Source organism: Paenibacillus sp. OK076 (assembly GCF_900110055.1).
Lineage (GTDB): Bacteria > Bacillota > Bacilli > Paenibacillales > Paenibacillaceae > Paenibacillus.
On record NZ_FOCH01000001.1, the window covers coordinates 1,979,863 to 2,002,554 of the forward strand.

Sequence of the window (22,692 nt, forward strand, 5' to 3'; positions counted from 1 at the left end):
GAATGTACGGATACGAATTCGTTTGAAAACTGAATTTATTGAAATAGGAATGAGAGGATTCGCATGAGATACACACTATTAATTGCAGATGACGAACCCGAAATTGTGGAACTGCTTCAGTTGTACCTCGAGAAGGATTACAACATTGTGACAGCCGTTAATGGGGTAGAAGCGCTGGAGTGTATCCATTCAACTCAGATTGATCTGGTCATACTGGATATTATGATGCCTGTAATGGATGGACTCCAGTTGATCAAACAAATCAGGACCACACATCATATGCCTGTTCTGTTCCTGTCGGCCAAAAGCCAGGACCACGACAAAATCCTTGGACTCGGACTGGGTGCAGACGACTACATCTCCAAACCTTTTAATCCTTTGGAGATTGTCGCCAGAGTGGAAGCTTTGCTCAGAAGAGTCAATCAATTTGATGCACCTGACGTGCCTGCTGCCAAGGAGTTAAATCTTGTGCTGGGTGAACTCAGGCTTGATCGATCCCAATGTATCCTTTTTCGCTCGGGCAAACCTGTGACATTGACTTCTACAGAGTACAAAATCGTGGAGCTTCTGCTGGAGCAGCCAGGCCGTGTCTTTACCCGAAAAAAAATATACGAAGCCGTCTGGGGAGATTATTACGCTCACGAGGACAGCACGATAATGGTACATATCAGTAACATTCGGGAGAAGATCGAGCGCGACTCCAGGCAACCGGAATATTTAAAAACGATAAGGGGACTGGGATACAAAATTGAAGCGCCCATGGAAAGCTAGAGAAAAGAGACTATTGCAAACGTCCCTGACACTGGACTTTTTGCTTTTTAACTTCTTTTTGTTGTTACTGGTAGCCATCGTGTACATTATCATTAATCTGGATGTGGTCGATTTCCGCATTTCGGATCAGGTCGTGGATCCTGATCTGAATGTGGAGGCACATGTGTATGTGACCGAACTGGAGAACGAGTGGCTGTCCGGAAGTTCCGATGAGGCCAATAATACCGAGATTCAGCGTCTCAAGGACAGCGGGGGATGGATTGAAGTGCTGGATGCGGAGCGGAAGGTCATTCGTTATATCGGGGACAAGCAGGATACGTTCACTCAATACAGTGAAGCCGAGCTATATGCAGGACTCGAAAACCGAAACGAACAGCCATACTACTACTCCATTAGTCCGCTTTCAACAGAGGGAGCTGCAAAGTACGTTTTGCTGAAGATTCCGCGTGACTTGGTCAGTGTGCGAATTAATGATAATCAGCTGATTACCAATTTGAAGCATCCGTTATCGTTTTACATTATGATCGGAATCGGATTGGTCTTGCTGCTGATATTTGTTTACAGCTATTGGGTCGCCCGGCGAATCAAAAAGCCGCTGAGTATTCTCTCTCTAGGTCTTACCCAGATGATCCAGGGGAATTATAGTACGCGCATGTCCATCTCGGCAGAGAGGGAATTTGTCCAGATTGGAGAAACCTTCAATTATATGGCGGACGTCATTGAGAATACTTCTGCGGAGAAACGTTATGCCGAAGAAAGCAAACAGCGATTAATTGTGGATCTGTCGCATGATCTCAAGACCCCGATCACGAGTATTCAAGGATACGCCCAGGCTTTGGTGGAAGGGCGAGGGGAAGATAAGGACAGGCAGCAGCGATACCTGGGATATATCTACAACAAGTCCGTTCAGGTCGCGCGCATGATTCAGAATATGCTGGAATTGCTCAAAGTGGATTCACCTGACTTCCGTATGCACATTCAGCAGCGGGAAATCGGCGAATTTGTTCGTGAGATTATGGCGGATACGTATGGTGAGATTGAGCAGAACCATTTTGGCCTGCATGTGCTCGTTCCTGATGAAGAGATCTATGCGAGGTATGATCCGGAGCTCTTGTCCAGAGTAATTCAGAACCTGATTACAAATGCCTTGTCCTACAACCCGCGGGGGACGGAGCTGCGTGTGGAGTTAATCCCACTGGACAACCATGTGGTTATTGAGGTTGCTGATACCGGTGTGGGTATCCCTCAAGAGTTGTGGGCAACGATCTTTGATCCATTTGTACGCGGGGATGAGGCTCGTACGGGAACCGGGGGTACGGGGCTTGGACTGGCAATTGCGCGGCGGAACACCGAGAAAATGGGTGGACGATTGACACTTTCCCGGCGTGGACGGGAGACGACGGTGTTCACTATACAGATTCCGAAATAAAGAACCGACATAAAGGATAAGGTTGACATAAACATGTTGTCATTCTGATCACCATTTGCAAAATGCTCATATAGAAAAGGTTAAGTGGAGGGGAAACTTTTTGTTCAAAGTAAATTCGTTTGTACGTTTCAGTATTGCACTGGCACTGATACTGATTAATATCTATCTGTTATCACGTGTCAGCTTTATTTTCCAACCGCTTGTTACCATGCTTACGGTGATTACCGTGCCGATGATGCTGTCCGTATTCTTTTATTATCTGCTGCGGCCGCTCGTCAATTACATGGAAAAAAAGAAGCTGAATCGCACACTCAGCATTTTGCTGATCTATCTGGTGTTTGGTATACTGTTCGCCCTGTTTATTATAGGACTATGGCCGTCACTACGCGAGCAGTTGATCAACCTGGTAGAAAACGCACCAAATCTGATCAATTCACTGAGTTTGCAGCTTAAAGAGCTGGAACAGAACGGTGTCATTACGGCTTTGTTCCCGGAAGGGTCGACCCCGTTTTCGCAGATTACGGATTACATTAACAAAGGCTTCACCTTTGTCACGAACTATGTGAGTGGATTCTTCTCACTCATCTCAAGCTTTGCGATTGTTCTGTTCACTTTCCCGATCATATTGTTCTACATGTTGAAGCAGGGCGAGAAATTTGGTCGTAAGCTGGTGCACATTGCACCAAAACGTTTCCAAAAAGACAGTCGTGACGTGGTGCTTGAGATCGATCAGGCGTTAAGCGGCTTTATTGTTGGACGAGTTCTCGTGAATCTGGCTTTGGGCGTGCTGATGTATATCGGTTTCCTGATCATTGGTCTCCCGTATGCACTGCTGTTAACCGTGATTGCGGTCATTATGAACTTTGTTCCGTTTATCGGGGCGATCCTGTCTTCCGTTCCTATTGTCATTATGGGACTTGTGGTATCCCCTTCGGTTGCGATCTGGTCACTCATTATTATTCTGGTCGCACAGCAAATTCAGGATAATCTGGTTGCACCGTATGTATTCGGCAAAAAACTCGATATTCACCCGCTTACCACCATTATATTGGTGCTCGGTGCAGGGGACCTGGGCGGCATTATTGCCATTCTGATTATCATCCCTGTTTATATGATCGTTAAAATTATTTTGGTTCGAATCTATCAGCTATTCTTCAAGGACAAATGGCAAAATGCTTAAACATGTATAAATGATATAGAAGGAGTGGAAATCATGTCTGAAATCATCCCACAACCATACACTGAACCTGAGTATATTGAGCCGCAATCTGTTCAAATGGGCGCCATTCATATTTCCAATGATGTAGTATCCAAAATTGTTGGCATGGCTGCTCAGACTACAGAGGGAATATCCTCCATGTCTGTTGGTCTTACCGAAGGAATCGCCAAGAGCATCAGCGGAAAGAGCTTGCAAAAAGGGATTGACGTTGCGATAAAAGATGACCAGGCATCTATCCAACTGCGAATCAATGTTCAATTTGGCAAAAAGATGCATGAAGTCTGTCAGGAACTTCAACATAATGTGCAGCAAGCTGTCGAGCAATTAACAGGCATTATGGTGAATGAAATTAAAGTTCAAGTGGTAGGCGTGACCATGCAGGAGCAAGTTTAAAGCAAAACGAGCAGAACGAACGAATGGAATTCAGTCATAAACAGGTAGTGATATCCTGTGTAAAAATACAAAAACAGCACGTTCCCATTAGCTGCATAAATGGGAACGTGCTGTTTTGTGTTTGCGATAATACGTAGGGGCTTCGCCCATAACTTTTTTGAACATTTTCGAGAAAAGCAGCTGGTCGGCATATCCAACCGAACGGGAGATATCCCCAATGGTCAAAGCCGGGTCCAGCGTCAGCTCAGCCGCCCTGCGCATGCGGTAATTGACCAGATAAGACTGAATGCTGGTGCCCATCTTGTCTTTGAAGAGGGAACACAAGTAACTGCGCTGCAACCCAACATGAGACGCAATGGACTGAACGGTTATGGAATTGGCATAATTAATCTCAATGAAATCCATTACCTGAGTGACATAGGTTTCTTTTGTATAGTCCTGGAACGGAATAGGTCTGTCCTCACTGGCCCGATCAATCAAAATGGAGAAAAACTGAAAGAGCAATCCCGTCATGCTGATCTCCCATCCCTTATGGGTGTTGCGAGAGCTAATCATGCGGTGCAGACAGGAGCGCATCTCGTCATCCTCATTGCCCATCTCAAAGATCGGATGGTGTTCGCACAAGCAAGCCTGCTGCAATAACGACGGGCAGGTGCTTCCTTGGAAAGCAACCCAGCTATACTCCCACGGGTCATTCTGATCTGCTTCATAATGAACGACCGAATGGGGGACGATCAGGAATCCCTGGCCTTTACGCAGCGTAACCTTTTTGCCTCCGACTTCGAAGGTACCTTTGCCGTCCAATATGTAATGGATTTTGTAATAATCCCGCATGGCCGGGCCGAAGTGGTGACCGGGTGCGCAAGCTTCTGTGCCGTAATGAAGGAGCTGCAGCTCCTGAAAGTGATTGTTTTTGCACATATACGTAATCAAGGCTATTCACTCCTGTTATGAGGTCGTTATACCTTGCATTTTAACATATAAAAGGTGGAAAGGAATCGTTTTATAAATATCATTTGATGAAGATACCAATCATTTTTCCATATCGTTGTAGTGAAATGCCATATCGTTTTACATGGAAAGTCTCTAAGATGAAAGGGTATTCAATAACTTTTACAGGAAAAGAGAGATTAACCATGCCTTATACAGCGAGTGAACAACGATACAGTGAAATGAAGTATGCACGCTCTGGCAGAACCGGAATCAAACTGCCGCAAATAGCCCTTGGCTTATGGCAGAACTTCGGTGGAAATCGCACCCTGGATATTCAGGAAGAGATGATCCTGCGCGCATTCGATCTGGGGATTAACCATTTTGACTTGGCCAACAACTATGGACCACCTCCAGGATCAGCCGAAGAGAATTTTGGTGTCATTTTCAAAAAACATCTGCGTCCTTACCGCAACGAACTGCTCATCTCAACCAAGGCGGGTTATCATATGTGGAACGGTCCATACGGCGAATGGGGTTCTCGCAAAAACCTCATTGCCAGTCTGGACCAAAGTCTCAGCCGGATGGGACTGGATTACGTAGATATTTTCTATCATCATCGTCCAGATCCGGAGACACCGATCGAAGAAACGATGACTGCGCTGGATCATATCGTTAGACAGGGTAAAGCTCTGTATGTAGGCTTGTCCAACTATGATGCCGAACAGACGAAAGAAGCAGTTACTATTTTGCGTCGTCTTGGGACACCTTGCCTGGTTCACCAGCCAAACTATTCGATGCTGCATCGCTGGATTGAGGATGGATTGCAGGATGTGCTGGATGAGCACGGCGTAGGAGCGATCGCATTCTGTCCGCTTGGCCGGGGACAGTTGACGAATAAATATGTGGACAAGATCAAGGAAGAGCGCGCCAATCCAACAGGCAATCTGAGAAAAGAAGCCTATACGGACGAACGGATCGCCAAGTTCGAAGCACTTCAGGCGGTTGCTGAACGTAGAGGTCAAACGATCTCCCAGTTGGCGCTGAACTGGATTTTACGTGGTAACCGAGTTACTTCTGCCTTGATCGGCGCAAGCCGTGTGTCCCAGATCGAAGAAAACGTAGCCTCACTTCAGGCACCAGACCTGACAACGGAAGAGCTGAGTGAAATCGAAAGCATCTTGAATGGCATCGGAAACTACGCTTGGTAAGATTGTAACGCAGAGATACGACTCTGGAAATTCAGAGTCATGTCTACGATGATTAAATGGATCCATTTGTTATAGATATGTTGGGATAACGAAGGTGTCTTCCTGTAGTCGGGAGGACACTTTTTTTGTCTTACATATCATTCTTTATATGTAGAGATAGACCTTTTAGAGCTTCGTCTTAATTGACCTGTGTTTATTTTTTTCTTAAACTATTTCATATCATAGCACCAGGTCCTAGGATTTAGGGTATAATATATAGATGCTATACATTTGAAATATGAAGGAGAGGCTCCATTTGAATTTTCAACAGTGGATTTCGCCTGAAACCTATAACCTGACATCCGAGATGGAGAATCACCCGTCGGATCGGGTTGCACTTAGATGGCTAAGCGATCATAAAGAATTGGAAGAGATCACTTATGGTGAGTTATTGAAGCAGGCAAATCGTCTTGCTGGAGGCTTGCGTGATCTTGGTTTGGAGAAGGGCGACCGGGTGCTGGTCATGGTACCACGCCGGATTATTGCCTATGTTATATACATTGCCTGCCTGAAACTGGGCATTGCTGTTATTCCTTCTTCCGAAATGCTGCGTGCGAAAGATCTGGAGTATCGTCTTCGGCATTCCGAGGCCCGGGCTGTCATTGTCTGGTCCGAGACGACTGCTGAAGTTGAAAAGATAAATGCAGATCTGCCAGCGTTGGCACATCGCATCGTTGCATCACCAAATGGTGATGATAGCGTACCTGGAGAAGGCTGGGTCAATGTACACCAGTTAATGCAAGGCCAGTCCGATACGATGGCTGCGGTGGAAACACATCGTGACGATATGGCTATTCTCGCTTATACCTCCGGTACAACTGGCAATCCAAAAGGCGTAGTACATAGTCATGGTTGGGGTTACGCCCATTTGCGGATCGCTTCATCGTTATGGCTGGATATTCAGCCTTCGGATACGGTCTGGGCAACGGCAGCACCTGGATGGCAAAAATGGATCTGGAGTCCGTTTCTGTCCGTACTTGGAAGAGGGGCAACCGGACTGGTTTATAATGGATCATTCCAACCCAAACGTTATCTGGAACTGTTGCAGGAGCATCAGATCAACGTCTTGTGCTGTACGCCGACGGAATATCGGTTAATGGCCAAAACAGACGATCTGGGTCACCATGATCTGTCCGCACTGCGCAGCGCGGTGTCTGCTGGTGAGCCGCTGAATCAGGAAGTAATTGAAATTTTCCAGCGTCACTTTGACCTGACGATCCGGGATGGATATGGACAAACCGAGAGCACGCTGCTGATCGGCAGCTTGAAAGATGCTCCCGTACGAATCGGTTCTATGGGGCAGTCCATTACACCAGGCCTCATTGAGATCATCAACGAAGAAGGACAACCTGTACCTGCTGGTGAAGTAGGAGATATCGCCGTGCATAAGGATATGCCAGCTTTGTTCCGTGCTTATTATCAGGATGAGGGCCGGAAGGAAGCGAATCAGCGTGGGGATTATTTTGTAACAGGTGACCGCGCACGCAAAGACGAAGAAGGCTACTTCTGGTTTGAAGGTCGCAGTGATGATATCATCATCAGCTCAGGTTACACAATTGGACCGTTCGAGGTGGAAGAAGCGCTCATGAAACATGCCAGTGTGAAGGAATGCGCCGTTGTTGCAAGTCCCGATGAGACTCGTGGTAACGTAGTGAAAGCATTTGTAGTGCTGAGAGACGAGTCTCTCGCATCACCAGAACTGGCGCGTGAACTACAAAACCATGTGAAGGAATGGACAGCACCCTACAAATATCCACGCAAAATCGAGTTTGTAGCCGATCTGCCAAAAACAAACTCAGGTAAAATCCGCCGGATCGAGTTGCGTGAGCAAGAAAAACGCAAGGCTTAAATAATTGCGTGAAAAAATATAGTTGGAAATATCAGCATAAGTAGTGAAGGGGAAGGAATCGATTCTGAATATTCAAATATGAAACAGGAGTGAACACAACCATGAGTAATTTTGAACAAACCTTTGAAAAGTCGTTGGAACAATACGCAGAGCTGGTTGTCAAAGTCGGCGTAAATATTCAGAAGGGACAGGATCTGCTCGTAACGGCACCCATCGAAACATTGGAATTCACCCGTCTGATCGTGCAAAAAGCGTATGCGGCTGGCGCCAATTATGTACAGGTTGATTTTGATGACGACGATATTACACGCAGTCGTTTTGAACATGGCTCTGATGACAGCTTCGATTATTACCCAGTCTGGAAGGGGGAAATGATGGAGAAGTTTGCCGAAGCAGGCGGAGCTACCCTTACGATCAAAGTACCTGACCCTGAATTGTACAAAGGCATCAATTCCGACAACGTGTCGCGTGCAACCAAAGCGGCGGCTCATGCACGTCGCGGATATTCGAAATATACGCGTAACCACGAAATTAGCTGGTGTCTGATCAAAGCGCCAACTAAGGCGTGGGCGAACAAAGTGTTTGCCGACATTCCAGAGGAAGATCGTATTAACGTGATGTGGGATACCATCTTCAAAATGAACCGTGTCGATGGCGGAGATGCTATTCAGAACTGGAAAAAACATCTGGACACCTTGAATGCCATGAGTGATTTGCTGAACAAGAAAAATTATAAAAGCCTGCACTACCGGGCACCCGGAACGGATTTGAAAATTGAGCTGGTGAACAACCACATCTGGGGTGGCGGCGGTAGCGAAAACAAGCAAGGTGTGTATACCGTTGCGAACATGCCGACAGAAGAAGTATTTACCATGCCGAAGCGCAGTGGAGTCAACGGGTTTGTCAGCAGCACGATGCCGCTGAACCTGAATGGACAACTTGTAGACCAGATGAGAATTACGTTTAAGGATGGACAGGTTGTTGCTTTTACGGCAGCTTCGGGTGAAGAGCATCTAAAAAACTTGTTTGCTACCGATGAAGGTGCACGTTATCTTGGCGAAGTGGCCTTGGTGCCGCATGATTCCCCAATTTCCAACTTGAATCGTATTTTCTATAATACCGGTATTGATGAGAATGCATCTTGCCATCTGGCCGTCGGAAGTGCATATCCATTCAATATGAAGGATGGTACGACGATGTCTAACGAGGAATTGCTGAAACATGAATGCAACGTCAGTCTGACCCATGTGGACTTTATGATCGGCTCCGCAGAGCTGGACATTGATGGTGAGCTGCAGGATGGTACGGTGGAACCTGTATTCCGCAAAGGGAACTGGGCATTTTAATTGGTGAAATACGGAAATAGGTTATAAACAAAGGCGACTTCAACGTTGAAGTCGCTTTTGTTGTTTTTGGCATCCACAACTTTGAATGATTTTATAGCGGCTTAACGGGTATACATATTTCGCAAAAATCCAGAAGAAGCAGATCACCCGCATACCTTTCCATAATGGGTTTGTTGTCCATGATATAACCATTGCTCTGCAAATACGGGAAAATCTCGGTCCAGGCTTGTTTCACATCTTCTGCTGTATGTTTGATTTTGCAAACCAGGTATTGCCCGCCAGGAAGTTCAGCTTCTTCAAGATGGGGAGTCGACTCATCCAGGCCATAATCCTTCGATATGACAATACAAGCATCATACCTGCATTGAGAGGGGAGGGTGGTTTCCGGGTTATCCTGCGGAATGCCGAACAAGATGGTCGACCTTGTAAGTAGGCTTTCGGATCTGGCCCAAGTCTTTAACGTCTCCATCGCGTGGCTGTTAGCAGGACCATACGGACCCACTTGTCGTACATAAGCAATCCGGGAGGTTGGCAGGTTTTCGATGTAGAATTCCATTGATTTTCATTCCTTTCGTTACAGTTATGGGTTACATCTCGAATGCTATCATGGTATAAAAAAATATTCATATGTATTTTGGGAAAAGACTGGTTAGTTTGACGTGTGATTTGTTTATTCTGGGAATATAGGAAAGTGGCCGATGATATGATCATCGACCTCTCTTTTGTAATGGAATCAGTGAAAAGTTACGGATGTCACATTCCCAAGTTATTCGGCATGCATTTTGTTGAAGCTGACATATTCGTTAATCGGTTTGCGGTATCCGCGCGGACGTTGTTTGGCTTCCGACTTTTTGCCGATTGTAATTAGCATGGCAGGGACATAATGGTCGGGAATATCCAGACTGCGTTGCAACTCTTCCGCGTCGAAGCCAATCATGGGGCAGGTGTCCCAACCACGATCCTGAGCGATCAGCATCAATTGCATCGCTGACAGGCTGGCATTACGAATTGCATCTTCCCGCTGGAAGAACCTTCCCCGCGTTTCGTAAAATTCGATGACGCTCTGTGATTCTTGCTCGTATTGGAACGGAGTAAGCGCGCCAAGGTTCAGCAGGCCCTCATTGATTGTGCGGATGTGATGGTGTGCGTTAACATCGCCTAATACCACAATGACCGCAGAGGCGGTTTTAACTTTATATTGCTGGGAAGCTTCGTATACTTTCTCTTTCTGGGCCGGGTCCGTAAGCACAAGATAGTGTGTATGTTGTAGATTAAAGGCGGAAGGTGCGAATTTGTTCAAGGCAAACATCTCTTGCAATTCTGACTCTGGAATCTCAATTCCTTCTTCAAAAATAACGGCCGATCTACGGTTTTTGACCAGATTCTCCAATTCACTCATAGTAATTTCCCTCGCTTATGTATGGTTTATAAGCTGACTATAACACACTAAGTTACTTTATGTAAGTATTATTTTAGAATAAGACAAGACCTGCCTGCCATACGATAAAATAAAACAGAAAAGGTGATTCATGAGAACATTTATCACAAGGTACAGGGCTGGAAAGTCGCGAAATGAATTTCAAGTATACGTTATCGAATCCTCCACGTTGAAACGTTTTCTGGTGGTGGAGATGGTATTGGGTACCCTCGCTTACAATGTGGCGCTTTATCTGTTTCATAATGCACTTCTTGCTGGTGTTGGTTCCTGGGCTGGAACAGAAAGTGTGAAGAGGCTGCCAGTCGTTTTCAGAAAAATAGCAGGCCGGCAGGAAGGTTCAGGGAGCATGAGCATGTTCTTTACTTAAGGAATAGGACGGCTTATGGGCCCCGGGCTTTCTTTCTCAATCGTAAGGAACACCGGACACGTTATTTGCTAAAATGCTCCAAAAAACGTTACATATGCCTAAATCCCGTTATAACGTGTCTGAGGTTCCTTTAGTTTAGCATTTTGCAGACGCTTTAACCTCTGATATCACGTCTCATCTTTATTACCCTCCATGTATTCTGCTCCAACCCCGAACGAGGAGATAGGAACACTATTTTTAAATAAGTCTGGTGGCCTGTCATCTCACCATCGTACCCCGCAAAAAAATTTCGACAATCTCCTTGCCCAAATTTAAAGTGGAATCATGTGCTCTTAATGTATCTTCCTTATTGCCGATGACCATCATTGTTGAAAAGGTTTGGGCAAGTAGCATGGAATTGTTGCTTCGAAGAAGGTTATTATCCATTGCATCTTTAAAATAATCAGCCAGCTCTATGTAAATTTTATTTTCCGCTGCTCTGATTTCCTCGATCTGTTTCTCACTCAAATATCTCTCCGCTTCTCTGAGCAGGGTCTCAATCTCCGCATGAGGATTAGCTAACCTTGCTTCTGCCACATGTAGCAGTCCTGTTTCCAGATTGTCTGCTTCTCTTAATAATCGTGACGTCGTTTGGTGCACATGTTTAAACATGGTCGTAACCGCGATCTTAAAAAGTTCCGGTTTACTGGTGAAGTGATAATAAATGGATGGTTTAGACACATTGCAAGCTTTAGCGATCTGTTGGAGAGAAACAGGTTCATACCCATGCTCCATAAACAGTTTGGCGGCCGTTTGCAGAATGATTTCTTGTACGGGTAAATCATCTTCTGATTGTTTAGGTCTTCCTGGTGAGCGTTGTGAATCTGTATTCATTTTCATCAGTACCTCCGTGAATATTTTATGACAACTTATCCATTGAATAAGATTAGACTTGTAATTTTACTTACCGGTAAATATAATTTACTAGAACTGAAGCAGCAATGCAATGATAACCTAATCCAAAATAATGTTTGAAAGAGGTTTTAACTTTGGCAAAAACAGAGAAGAAAAACAAATGGACTAAAATAATGATATGGGGAGTTTCCTTCATCGTAATTGTAATCATTGGTTTATTGGTATACCTCAATTCGATAACCTACAGTCCTTCCAATCAAGCGGAACTCGCATTTCAGAACGATGATCAGGTCAAAGTAACAGAGGTCAAAGACGGTTATAAATTTGAGCCACAAACCGGGAAAGTAATCGAACCTAATATTATTTTTTATCCTGGAGGTCTAGTCGAACCGGAAAGCTACTCACCATTTGCCAAAGAACTGGCTCAACGGGGGCATCGCGTATATATTGCGGAAATGCCACTGAATCTAGCCATTTTTGGTCAAAATAAAGCGGACTCCTTTCTTGAAGAACACCCAGACGAATCATTTGTTATTGGGGGACACTCTTTAGGAGGTTCATTTGCAGCGAGATATGCTTCAGAACACAGTGAGAAGCTTAAGGGTGTATTTTTCTTGGCTTCTTATGCGGATGAGGGCGGCTCCATAAAAAGCACAGATTTATCTGTTTTGCAAATTACAGGTACAGCAGATGGAGTTCTCAATAAAGAAGCTTGGGAAAGTGCCAAAACTAATCTACCTGATGACACTTTGTATGTCAGTGTAGAAGGAGGGAATCATGGGCAATTTGGCTCTTATGGGAAACAAAAAGGGGACAATGATCCAGCGATTGAGGAAGCGCAGCAATTAAAACAGGTTGTTGATGCTGTAGAGGAATGGAGCACAGAGCTGAATAGTAAACCTTAAATCTGCTATGAATCGAACTTAACATCAATATGGTTGAGCTGATCCTTATCTATTTGGTTTGGAGAACGATTAAAACGTTGTAGATATAATGCAACAGGACGGGGCCCGAAATCGGATTCCGTCCTGTTCATTGTATCTGTCATTTACATACGATAGTCATATGAGAGTGGAATGAATACCTTTTGTCATCAAATTTCTACTGTTTATTTGGCGCGCTCCAGGTACTGTTCGAGTGTAAGGTTCTGACTCGTAATTTCCCCCGCAATATATACGCCAACATAACGCACATGCCATGGCTCATAAGAGTAGCCTGTCAGTTTCTCCTGATCTTTGCCATAACGAATGATAAATCCGTATTTATGGGCATTGGCTTTCAGCCATTTGCCTTCTTTGGTGTTTCCAAAGCTTTGTTGCAAATCATATCCCGCTGATGCGCTGGAGATATCCATCGCGAGGCCGGTCTGATGTTCACTTTGTCCAGGACGAGCACTGGTTTTATTGGCAACGGCTTCGCCTTTGATACTTGCGTTACGGTCAAAAATGGATTTCTGGGTGGCATAAGAGCGATAACCGGACACCGCTTTGATATCAATGCCGTCTTTTTTCGCTGCTGCGAACAAGTTCTCGATTGCTGTGGCAGCTACTTTACGCATTTGCTTTTTCGGACTGGAGCCGGAGAAGCTGAATGGAATGTTAGGAACAACCAGATCCTGAGGTGCATAAGTTGAAGGCAGGTTTCTCTTTTTATTTACAAGCACAACCGTGCTTGATAGATTCGTTACCGTTGCCACACCGCTGCTGCTCGTTTTGATTGTGCGTCCAGGTGCATTATCGTGCAGGAATTGAGTAAAGCTGGAGCTGGCAGCAGATGCGACTGGATTCAGCTCCTTAGTGAAGGGCAGCGTGGTGAATGCTGAGCCTGCTACGACAGAACCTATAAGTATCGTGGATACGATGGATTTACGTGTGAAAGATTTCATGATGTGTGTTCCTCCTCGGGTTATATCAATCTCGTGATTTGTTATATACCGAGTATACTAGAGGATTATATCCATAGGTTCTCCAATTGTTTCCGAGTTGTAAACAAAGTTTGCGAGATTCATAGCTTTTAATTGTCTGGCGAGAAAAAGAACACAAAAAAGACTCTGCACCTTTTGTGCAAAGTCTTTGTGTATACATAGATAGGCGAATCAAATGCTCATTATATCAGCCACAAATCTTTGGATTACAGCTCGCATGAAACAGAATTGCTGGAGCTTCCAACAGCCACTGCGCGGGCATCCCGAACACGCACATTGCTGCTGAGTACACCGGAATCACTGCTTAATTTGAAAGAAGGATAGTTGGGTTCCGTATCGAGCTTCATGTGCTGCTCCAGGTTTAGCTGCTGCTTCGGATCGACATAGAATGGCACCAGATTGGTTTCAATTTGTACATCCAGAGCTTCAGGTTTATCCACGATAAGTATGGCGATAATTCCGTTACAGCCACAACCTTCCATATCATAGATCACTTTGAAATAACCGGGCTGATCATTCAGGCTTTCAGTTAATCGCGCAGCAGCCAAATCTGTAATTTGAATATGCATATCGCTACACTCCTTTATATATTGGCATGATCGTAATGGTAAATGAATGAATTCAACTTCTACTGTCATTATACCACTTTGGCAAAAATCGAAGCATTTATTTTCTTGACTGATCACCGGAAGCCGTAATGATTCCGTTCATCAAGGAAGCGTTATGGGCGGCGTTAAACGATTCGTATTGCTTGGCAGTGCTTCCGTTGATGAAGACGGACCTATATAACCGGCGTAATCTTCCGACATTCCCGCCTGAATCATGCTGTTCCTCAATTCCGCATCTGATAAAGATTCATGCTGTATGGACTGATCCAATAAACGACTGAACATGCCAGCAACTTACAGGGTTTCCGGCCCCGTAATGATATGAGCTGTGCATATGCAATGAGGGGAATCATAGAAGAATTATTATAAAAATATTGGAAGCAAATTCTGCTGAATAATAAGAAGACGGTGCCGGAAGGCCCGTCTTTTTTGCTGATTGTTCAACCTTTGGAGGAACCCGTTCGTATTCCAATTTCTACTGAAACAACAATACCCCACTCAGCACGGTGATTATATGTGTACGCTTTTGGGGAAATAGATGAGAATGATTGTTTGATAAAAGGAGAGAAGAGAGCGGATGATTCAGTTCGAAAATGTATCCAAGCAATACCCTGATGGAACCCATGCTCTGCGTCAGGTTAATCTCAATATTAATAAGGGAGAGCTGTTCGTCATGATTGGTCCGAGCGGTTGCGGCAAAACTACAATGCTCAAAATGATCAATCGCCTGATCGAGCGTTCAGATGGGACCGTACGAATTAACGAACGACCTATCGATGAATATAACATTCATGAATTGCGCTGGAATATCGGTTATGTGCTGCAACAGATTGCACTGTTCCCACATATGACGATTGCCGAAAATATTGCGGTTGTTCCTGAACTCCGAAAGTGGAAGTCAGAGCAAATCAAGGAGCGCGTACATACTTTGCTGGACATGGTCGGACTGAAAGGTACCACATACAGTGATCGGAAGCCTGCTGAGCTATCTGGTGGACAACAACAGAGAATCGGTGTATTGCGTGCACTCGCTGCCGATCCCGAAATTGTACTGATGGATGAACCATTCAGTGCACTTGACCCGATAAGCCGCGAGAAGTTACAGGATGATATTCTGGACATTCAGCGTCAGATGAAGAAGACGATTGTGTTTGTTACTCATGATATTCAGGAAGCGATGAAGCTGGGGGATCGTATCTGCATCATGAAGGATGGGCAAGTGTTACAGGTAGGCACCCCGGAAGAACTAATCCACCAGCCAGCGAATGAATTTGTACGTGACTTTGTTGGTAGTTCAGCTCCGGAGAGGAGTTTGCAGCCTGAATCTGGTGGGGGCGCCCCAATGTATGAAATACAAAAGGTATCCGGCGAAAAAGAACGACTGTCTTCAAAATTTGATCTTGAAACGATCATGTCACCGCTCTCACCCGGGCATGTTCCGAAGTCAGCCAAAACGGCTGTTCCCGTATCGATTACGCTGCCGGATTTTGTGGAGATCATGTCTGCCCATGACCATTTACTGGTTGAGAGAGACCGCCAGATTATAGGGGAAGTCAGTCGAGCCGATCTGATCCGGTACTGGTCCGAGCAGTTGCAGGAACGAGGTGAGGGACATGAGTAGATTTACGGAAGTGTTCAGCGAGCGCAATGGACAGTTATTATCTGCCCTGCTTGAGCATATTCAAATCTCATTTATCGCGTTGTTCTTTGCCGTTCTGATCGCGATCCCGCTTGGCATCTACCTGACACGTAAGCCAAGAGTGGCTGAGCCGATTATTGGGGTTACAGCCGTATTGCAAACGATCCCTTCCCTGGCCCTTCTCGGATTGCTCATTCCGTTATTCGGCATTGGTACACTTCCTGCGATTATTGCACTTGTCGTGTATGCCCTGCTTCCCGTACTTCGCAACACGTACACAGGCATATCCGAAGTTGATCCTTCCATGGTCGAGGCAGCGAATGCAATGGGCATGAACAGTCGTCAACGTCTGACCAAAGTGGAGCTGCCACTCGCGATGCCTGTCATTATGGCAGGGATTCGTACCGCAATGGTTCTGATTGTAGGTACAGCAACACTTGCTGCCCTGATTGGTGCAGGGGGTCTGGGTGAACTCATTTTGCTTGGTATCGATCGAAATGATACTGCATTGATTATTCTGGGAGCCATCCCGGCCGCATTGCTTGCCATTTTGTTTGATGTGCTGCTCCGCCAGTTCCAACGTTTATCGTTCAAGAAAACGCTGGTCACTCTTGGAACACTCGCTCTGGTTGCCATTCTGGTAATCACGATTCCTTGGCTCTCCCGTGGAGGGCAGAAAGATCTGGTTATTGCCGGCAAGCTGGGTGCCGAACCGGAGATTCTGATTAATATGTACAAATTGCTGATTGAAAAAGATACCGATCTGAAGGTTGAATTGAAACCAGGATTGGGAAAAACCACATTTCTGTTCAATGCACTGAAATCAGGTGATATTGATATTTATCCAGAGTTTACGGGTACCGCCATCTCTGAATTTATGAAGGAAACCGCAGTTAGCACTGATCGCACAGAAGTGTATGAACAAGCAAGAGACGGGATGTTGAGCCAATTCAATATGGTTCTTCTGAACCCGATGGATTACAACAATACGTATACGTTGGCCGTGCCTCAGAAGGTTGCCGATCAGTATAATCTGAAGACGATATCAGATCTCAAGGCGGTACAGCAGCAGATCAAGGCGGGATTCACACTGGAATTCTCTGATCGGGAAGACGGATATGTTGGAATTCAGAAGAAATATGGCATCAAATTCCCGAACGTAGCCACAATGGAACCGAAACTGCGTTATTCAGCCGTTCAGCGCGGAGATATCAATTTGCTGGATGCTTACTCCACAGACAGTGAACTGAGACAGTATAAACTCGTTGTGCTGGAGGATGATCAGGAATTGTTCCCGCCATATCAGGGAGCACCGATGCTCCGCAAAGAAACGGCAGACCAATATCCGCAGCTGGTGGAGGTGCTGAATCAACTTGCAGGTCGGATCACGGATGATGAGATGCGCCAAATGAATTACGAAGTGAACGTTAATGGAGCCAGTCCAGAACAAGTGGCAACAGATTATTTGCAAAAAGCAGGGTTACTATAGCTTGATATTCACGGTTATACATGAAGAGGAGGAACTACCATGACACAACCTTATGATCTGATCGCGATTGGAACCGGGAGCGCTGCAAGCTCTGTACTATCCCGCTGCGCCGAAGCCGGATGGAACATTGCCGTGATTGATGAACGAGAGTTTGGTGGAACCTGTGCGTTGCGGGGCTGTGATCCCAAAAAAGTACTTGCAGGAGCGGCTGAACTTATCGACTGGAATGAACGAATGAAGGGCAAAGGAGTGGAAGGTAACGCCTCTATTCAGTGGTCGGATCTTATGGCGTTCAAGCGAACGTTTACGGAGAGTATTCCGAGAGCAAGCGAGGATAAGTTCAAGCAGGCCGGGATGGACACCTTTCATGGCAAGGCTTCTTTCGTCGACGAAGATCACATTCGTGTAGGGGACGAAGTGCTGCAGGGGAAACATATTCTAATCGCAACAGGGGCGCGTCCGGCGCCACTTCCTATTGATGGGGCAGAGCATCTGAGATACAGCGATGATTTTCTTGATCTGGAACAGCTGCCGGATAAATTGGTTCTGGTGGGTGGAGGTTACATTGCTTTTGAATTTGCCCATATTGCGGCCAGAGCTGGTACGGAAGTTCATATTATTCATCGAGGGGAAAAGCCGCTGGAGCAGTTTGATTCACAGCTGGTGGATCTACTGCTGCAAAAATCCGAAGAGGTAGGCATTCACGTGCACTTGAATGCGGAAGTGAAGGCGATTCGTCAGCAGGGAAATTCGTATGTGGTTAGCGGAACCCGCAATGGGGCTGATCATCAATGGCAGTGTGGACTTGTCGTTCATGGTGCAGGGCGTATTCCGAATGTAGATGGGCTTGAACTGGAGAAGGGAAATGTCAGCTATACGAAAAAAGGCATCTCCGTTAATGAGTACTTGCAAAGCGAAAGCAATCCAAGAGTCTATGCGGCGGGCGATGTTACCGCAACGGAAGGGCTTCCGTTGACTCCGCTCGCAGGCCAGGAATCACGCGCAGTATCCTTGAATCTGCTTGAAGGCAATCATAACAAACCTAATTATAAAGTAATGCCTTCGATTGTATTTACCGTGCCATCCCTGGGGTCTGTAGGTCTTACTGTGGAGCAGGCCAAAAAAGAGGGCTTCGAGGTGAAGGTAAATGACATGTCAAAATGGTATACTTATAAACGTACGAATGAAAAATTTGCCATGGCCAAAGTCGTAATCGACAAGGCAACAGGGCGTATCCTGGGTGCTCATGTATTGGGTGGCAAAACAGAAGAACTGATTAACCTCTTCGCCATGGCTATTCAGTTCGATTTGACGACCGATCAGCTAAACACCATGAATTTTGCATATCCTACAGCCGCATCGGATATGGGCTCTTTATTCTAGATGAACTCATGTGTTGTAATTTGTGTCTATATAAAGTAAAAAGAAGATTACACGAAACGGAAAGTGCTGAACCAATCTGAAGAAGCGGAGCGTTCGCCTTTATCCCCGGATTTTTCCATTTGAAAATGGATCAAAAAAATCTGGGGATAACAGCGATCGGAAGATGGTTCTGCAATTGAAGTATCAGAGTGTTATAGTCTTCAGTTCATTTTATATAGTAACGAGGTTACAAGACGTGAATGTGGAAGGAAGGGAAGAATCATGTCAGTTCATTTTCATCGGATTCATGAAGCCGAGTGGACCACCGAGCCGGTTCAGGCACGAACGGAAGGTGACCGTCTGATTGTGGAGGCACAGGAGGGCAGTGACTTCTGGGAGAAGACCTTCTATGGTTTCTGTCATCAGAATGGGCATGCCATGCTTGCTCCATGGGATGGAACCAAGGCAATCGAAGTATCGTTCGATCTGAGTTCATTCACGGAATTATATGATCAGGCAGGATTAATGCTTTGGCATGGCCAGGATCAATGGATCAAGGCGGGGGTTGAAGTAAATGACGGCGTGGCTCATGTAGGGGCGGTCGTAACGGATCGATTTTCCGATTGGTCGCTCTCACCTGTACCGGAGTGGGGTGGTCGCATCGTTACCATTCGGGCTTCGTACCACGACGAATCCGTAGTCATTCGTGCCCGCACGGACGAGCATCCTTGGCGCACAATTCGGGTTGCTCGGTTTGCTTATCCAACGAACAAACAGGCAGGACCGTTTCTCTGTTCACCGAAGCGTGCCGGGTTTGAGGTTGCGTTTACCAAATGGAAATTGACTGAACCGGATCAGGATTTGCACACTGACCCACCTATTGTCGATTAAGATGGGTTTGGTTGGGAATGTGACGTTACCACAACATACCTAAAACAAGCAAGTCTTCCTTTGTGGAGGGCTTGCTTGTTTTCGTTTGCATTAGGCAGCGCCATAGGTTAATTTATCAAGCCTACAACGGATTATGTTGGGGTTTATTTAAGTTTTTTTTCACATGATGCTGCACTGCTGCTGTAGCTTATCATCGAAGTCTTGTTTATTTGCTTGAATCCGTGTTCTTGGAGCCAGACTCGATGTCATCAGCATCCTCTTCACCATCACTTGTTTCGTTCAGCTCACGCATACGTTCCTCGTAATCATCCAGGAACCATAATGGGTCCATGTTATCTTCCTCGCCATTATAATTGATCAATACTTCTTCACCGGCTTTGATATCTTTATAGGCATAGAAGTCAAAGGTGTGGTTTTCGAAGTTGATGTCATAGGTGGCATTAGGCTCGTAAGAATGATTGATCAAACTGCCGTAGCCCAGCAGGATAGCCGTATGATTGGCTCCGTATTCGAATACGTAATCTTCGAGAATTGTTTTCTCAACATGTTCGTGGTCTTCATTGGGATAAGGGACAACCGGAGCCTGATGGATCAGCTGGCCTTTCGGAATGTCTACGGTCGCAAATACGCCGCGGTTAAATTCACCATTACCCAATTTGGATTGTTTCACTTCAATCATGATTTTCACCTGATGCTCTCCAAGAGAGCTCCATTCTTATAGTAGTAAGTCGTTTAAGGAAAAATTTTAACCCATCCATACCTATAAGGCAAATGTCATTGATATCAGTTTGAGAGGATCAGGGGTCAAAACGAAGGACATTTCATCGAAAGATGGTGGTGAATTTACAATATGGCGTTGAGTTGTGCATGATATAACGCTTATAATATACAAAGAATTAAGTCTATATAGAAAAGGTGTCATGAATGAGCATATTAAATGTGGAAAAATTAAGTCACGGTTTTGGTGACCGTGCTATCTTTAACAACGTTTCTTTCCGCCTCCTGAAAGGCGAACATATTGGTCTGATCGGGGCCAATGGTGAGGGTAAATCCACCTTCATGAACATTATTACGGGTAAACTCCAGCCCGATGAAGGTAAAGTGGAGTGGTCCAAACGCATGCGTGTCGGATATTTGGATCAGCACGCTGTGCTCAGCAAGGGACAATCCATTCGTGATGTTCTTCGTGGAGCATTCCAGTATTTGTTCGACATGGAACAGGAAATGAATGATATGTATGGCAAGATGGGCGATGTAACTCCAGAGGAATTGGAACAGCTGCTGGAGGACGTAGGTACGATTCAGGATACGCTGACTAACCAGGATTTCTATATGATCGATGCCAAAGTCGACGAGACAGCACGCGGTCTGGGTCTGACCGATATTGGTCTGGATAAGGACGTAAACGATCTTAGTGGTGGACAACGTACGAAGGTACTGCTCGCCAAGCTGCTGCTTGAAAAACCGGATATTTTGCTCCTGGATGAGCCTACGAACTATCTGGATGAATTGCATATCGAATGGCTGAAACGCTATTTGCAGGAATATGAGAATGCCTTTATTCTGATCTCGCATGATATCCCGTTCCTGAACAGTGTAATTAACTTGATCTATCACATGGAAAATCAGGATCTCACCCGCTATGTGGGCGATTATAGTCACTTCCAGGAAGTCCATGAGATGAAAAAACAGCAGCTGGAGTCGGCGTATAAGCGCCAACAACAGGAAATTGCCGATCTCAAGGACTTCGTGGCCCGGAACAAGGCAAGTGTGGCTACGCGCAACATGGCGATGTCCAGACAGAAGAAGCTGGACAAGATGGATGTTATCGAAATCGCCAAGGAAAAACCGAAACCACAGTTTAACTTCCGTGATGCCAGAACGTCCGGCAAGCTCATTTTCGAAACAAAAGGTCTTGTCATTGGATACAACGAACCGTTGTCCAGACCACTGGATCTGCGTATGGAGCGTGGACAGAAGATCGCCCTCGTTGGTGCGAACGGTATCGGTAAAACAACGCTGATGCGCAGCATTCTGGGTGAGATTCCAGCTTTGGAAGGAACCGTTCAGCGGGGTGAACATCTGGAGATTGGATATTTCCAACAAGAGATGAAGGATGCGAATTACAATACCTGTATCGAAGAGATCTGGCAGGAGTTCCCTTCCTATACCCAATTTGAAGTGCGTGCAGCACTCGCAAAATGCGGACTGACTACCAAGCATATTGAGAGCAAGGTCGCGGTACTGAGCGGTGGCGAGAAAGCCAAAGTGCGTCTCTGCAAACTGATCAATAACGAAACGAACCTGCTCGTACTCGATGAGCCGACGAACCATCTAGACGTTGATGCGAAGGAAGAGTTGAAACGTGCACTCAAAGCCTACAAAGGCAGCATTCTGCTGATCTCTCACGAACCTGAATTCTATCGTGATGTGGTTACAGAGACATGGAATTGTGAGTCGTGGACCACGAAAGTATTCTAAGATAATACAATACGAGCGAGCTTGCATAAGCTCGGAGGGTGAGAAGAGGCGCGAATTTTGCTTGCAAAACAGGCAGAACTCGCGCCTTTTTTGCGTGGTTTTAACGAAAAATGTTTGAGTTGAATTCACAGTTGACAGCTTGAATAAGGCAATAATATAATCCAAGAAAGCGATTACATTTATATATTAGAAACCTGTTTCACTGCATAGGGGCAAGAAAGACACGGTATTCCGTATGGGTATCATTGCACTTAGAAGGGAAGACAGGTCTTTTTTTGCACTTCAATGAAACCGGTTTCATTAAAATGAGGAGGTGGACCACGCTTTGTACTGACCGCTGGCTGCTGAGAAGGATAGGCTGAATAACAACACCGCGCGTTCAAGAACCATGCTTTCATCTTTCACGCCAAAG

At 45.6% G+C, this 22,692-nt stretch carries 21 protein-coding genes; 14 read left to right on the forward strand and 7 right to left on the reverse strand.

Features of this window, described 5'->3' with window-relative positions:
- Positions 1-63 precede the first annotated feature (63 nt).
- The 4 genes from BMY78_RS09045 to BMY78_RS09060 all read left to right on the forward strand — a co-directional run bounded on the left by BMY78_RS09045 (position 64) and on the right by BMY78_RS09060 (position 3,812).
- Complete coding sequence (locus tag BMY78_RS09045) at positions 64-771, forward strand: response regulator transcription factor (protein ID WP_090896968.1); 708 nt, start codon at positions 64-66, stop codon at positions 769-771.
- Entirely contained in the window at positions 749-2,200 is a 1,452-nt protein-coding gene (locus tag BMY78_RS09050; RefSeq protein WP_076291047.1) for a HAMP domain-containing sensor histidine kinase, read from the forward strand. The genes BMY78_RS09045 and BMY78_RS09050 overlap by 23 nt, the downstream gene beginning before the upstream one ends.
- A 100-nt stretch (positions 2,201-2,300) precedes the next feature.
- The gene (locus BMY78_RS09055) at positions 2,301-3,380 is read left to right on the forward strand and encodes an AI-2E family transporter (RefSeq protein WP_090896971.1); all 1,080 of its coding nucleotides are present in this window, start codon (positions 2,301-2,303) and stop codon (positions 3,378-3,380) included.
- Positions 3,381-3,413: 33 nt separating this feature from the next.
- Positions 3,414-3,812: an Asp23/Gls24 family envelope stress response protein gene (locus BMY78_RS09060; protein ID WP_053782092.1), complete on the forward strand. Its 399-nt coding sequence runs from the start codon at positions 3,414-3,416 to the stop codon at positions 3,810-3,812.
- Positions 3,813-3,899: 87 nt separating this feature from the next.
- On the opposite strand, the gene BMY78_RS09065 is transcribed toward BMY78_RS09060, so the two are convergent.
- Positions 3,900-4,745 carry an AraC family transcriptional regulator gene (locus BMY78_RS09065; protein WP_090896974.1) on the reverse strand — a complete coding sequence of 282 codons (846 nt, stop codon included), beginning with the start codon at positions 4,743-4,745 and terminating at the stop codon, positions 3,900-3,902.
- Between the two features lie 203 nt (positions 4,746-4,948).
- On the opposite strand from BMY78_RS09065, the gene BMY78_RS09070 reads away from it, so the two are divergent.
- From BMY78_RS09070 to BMY78_RS09080, 3 genes are all read left to right on the forward strand, one after another.
- Positions 4,949-5,953, forward strand: a complete 1,005-nt coding sequence (locus BMY78_RS09070; protein WP_090896978.1) for an aldo/keto reductase — start codon at positions 4,949-4,951, stop codon at positions 5,951-5,953.
- A gap of 346 nt (positions 5,954-6,299) precedes the next feature.
- Positions 6,300-7,841, forward strand: coding sequence for an acetate--CoA ligase (locus BMY78_RS09075; RefSeq protein WP_256222205.1), 1,542 nt, complete (start codon positions 6,300-6,302; stop codon positions 7,839-7,841).
- Between the two features lie 101 nt (positions 7,842-7,942).
- Complete coding sequence (locus BMY78_RS09080; protein WP_090896985.1) at positions 7,943-9,187, forward strand: aminopeptidase; 1,245 nt, start codon at positions 7,943-7,945, stop codon at positions 9,185-9,187.
- Between the two features lie 91 nt (positions 9,188-9,278).
- On the opposite strand, the gene BMY78_RS09085 is transcribed toward BMY78_RS09080, so the two are convergent.
- Positions 9,279-9,743, reverse strand: coding sequence for an AraC family transcriptional regulator (locus BMY78_RS09085; protein WP_090896988.1), 465 nt, complete (start codon positions 9,741-9,743; stop codon positions 9,279-9,281).
- Positions 9,744-9,953: 210 nt separating this feature from the next.
- Entirely contained in the window at positions 9,954-10,586 is a 633-nt protein-coding gene (locus tag BMY78_RS09090) for a nitroreductase family protein (protein ID WP_090896992.1), read from the reverse strand.
- A 130-nt stretch (positions 10,587-10,716) separates the two neighbouring features.
- Between BMY78_RS09090 and BMY78_RS09095 the strand changes: the two genes are divergently transcribed.
- On the forward strand, positions 10,717-10,992 hold the full coding sequence (locus tag BMY78_RS09095; RefSeq protein WP_090896996.1) for a hypothetical protein: 276 nt from the start codon (positions 10,717-10,719) through the stop codon (positions 10,990-10,992).
- A gap of 258 nt (positions 10,993-11,250) precedes the next feature.
- Here the strand turns inward: BMY78_RS09095 and BMY78_RS09100 are convergent, their stop codons facing one another.
- Entirely contained in the window at positions 11,251-11,871 is a 621-nt protein-coding gene (locus tag BMY78_RS09100; RefSeq protein WP_256222023.1) for a TetR/AcrR family transcriptional regulator, read from the reverse strand.
- 149 nt (positions 11,872-12,020) lie between these two features.
- Between BMY78_RS09100 and BMY78_RS09105 the strand changes: the two genes are divergently transcribed.
- Complete coding sequence (locus tag BMY78_RS09105) at positions 12,021-12,791, forward strand: alpha/beta fold hydrolase (RefSeq protein WP_256222025.1); 771 nt, start codon at positions 12,021-12,023, stop codon at positions 12,789-12,791.
- A gap of 203 nt (positions 12,792-12,994) precedes the next feature.
- On the opposite strand, the gene BMY78_RS09110 is transcribed toward BMY78_RS09105, so the two are convergent.
- A complete protein-coding gene (locus tag BMY78_RS09110; protein WP_090897001.1) occupies positions 12,995-13,771 on the reverse strand; it encodes a M15 family metallopeptidase in 777 nt (258 codons plus the stop codon).
- A gap of 245 nt (positions 13,772-14,016) precedes the next feature.
- On the reverse strand, positions 14,017-14,379 hold the full coding sequence (locus BMY78_RS09115; protein ID WP_090897004.1) for an iron-sulfur cluster biosynthesis family protein: 363 nt from the start codon (positions 14,377-14,379) through the stop codon (positions 14,017-14,019).
- Between the two features lie 616 nt (positions 14,380-14,995).
- Between BMY78_RS09115 and BMY78_RS09120 the strand changes: the two genes are divergently transcribed.
- From BMY78_RS09120 to BMY78_RS09135, 4 genes are all read left to right on the forward strand, one after another.
- A complete protein-coding gene (locus BMY78_RS09120; RefSeq protein ID WP_090897006.1) occupies positions 14,996-16,039 on the forward strand; it encodes an ABC transporter ATP-binding protein in 1,044 nt (347 codons plus the stop codon).
- Positions 16,032-17,546 carry an osmoprotectant update ABC transporter permease/substrate-binding subunit OpuFB gene (gene opuFB, locus BMY78_RS09125; protein ID WP_090897011.1) on the forward strand — a complete coding sequence of 505 codons (1,515 nt, stop codon included), beginning with the start codon at positions 16,032-16,034 and terminating at the stop codon, positions 17,544-17,546. Before BMY78_RS09120 ends, opuFB begins: the two co-directional genes overlap by 8 nt.
- 39 nt (positions 17,547-17,585) lie before the next feature.
- Positions 17,586-18,929, forward strand: a complete 1,344-nt coding sequence (locus tag BMY78_RS09130) for a dihydrolipoyl dehydrogenase family protein (protein ID WP_090897015.1) — start codon at positions 17,586-17,588, stop codon at positions 18,927-18,929.
- Positions 18,930-19,190: 261 nt separating this feature from the next.
- Positions 19,191-19,799 carry a DUF1349 domain-containing protein gene (locus BMY78_RS09135; protein WP_090897019.1) on the forward strand — a complete coding sequence of 203 codons (609 nt, stop codon included), beginning with the start codon at positions 19,191-19,193 and terminating at the stop codon, positions 19,797-19,799.
- 205 nt (positions 19,800-20,004) lie between these two features.
- On the opposite strand, the gene BMY78_RS09140 is transcribed toward BMY78_RS09135, so the two are convergent.
- Positions 20,005-20,478 (reverse strand): SET domain-containing protein, encoded by a 474-nt coding sequence (locus BMY78_RS09140; RefSeq protein WP_090902226.1) that lies wholly within the window; start codon positions 20,476-20,478, stop codon positions 20,005-20,007.
- A 245-nt stretch (positions 20,479-20,723) separates the two neighbouring features.
- Between BMY78_RS09140 and BMY78_RS09145 the strand changes: the two genes are divergently transcribed.
- Positions 20,724-22,280 (forward strand): ABC-F family ATP-binding cassette domain-containing protein, encoded by a 1,557-nt coding sequence (locus BMY78_RS09145; protein ID WP_063563476.1) that lies wholly within the window; start codon positions 20,724-20,726, stop codon positions 22,278-22,280.
- Positions 22,281-22,692: the final 412 nt, after the last annotated feature.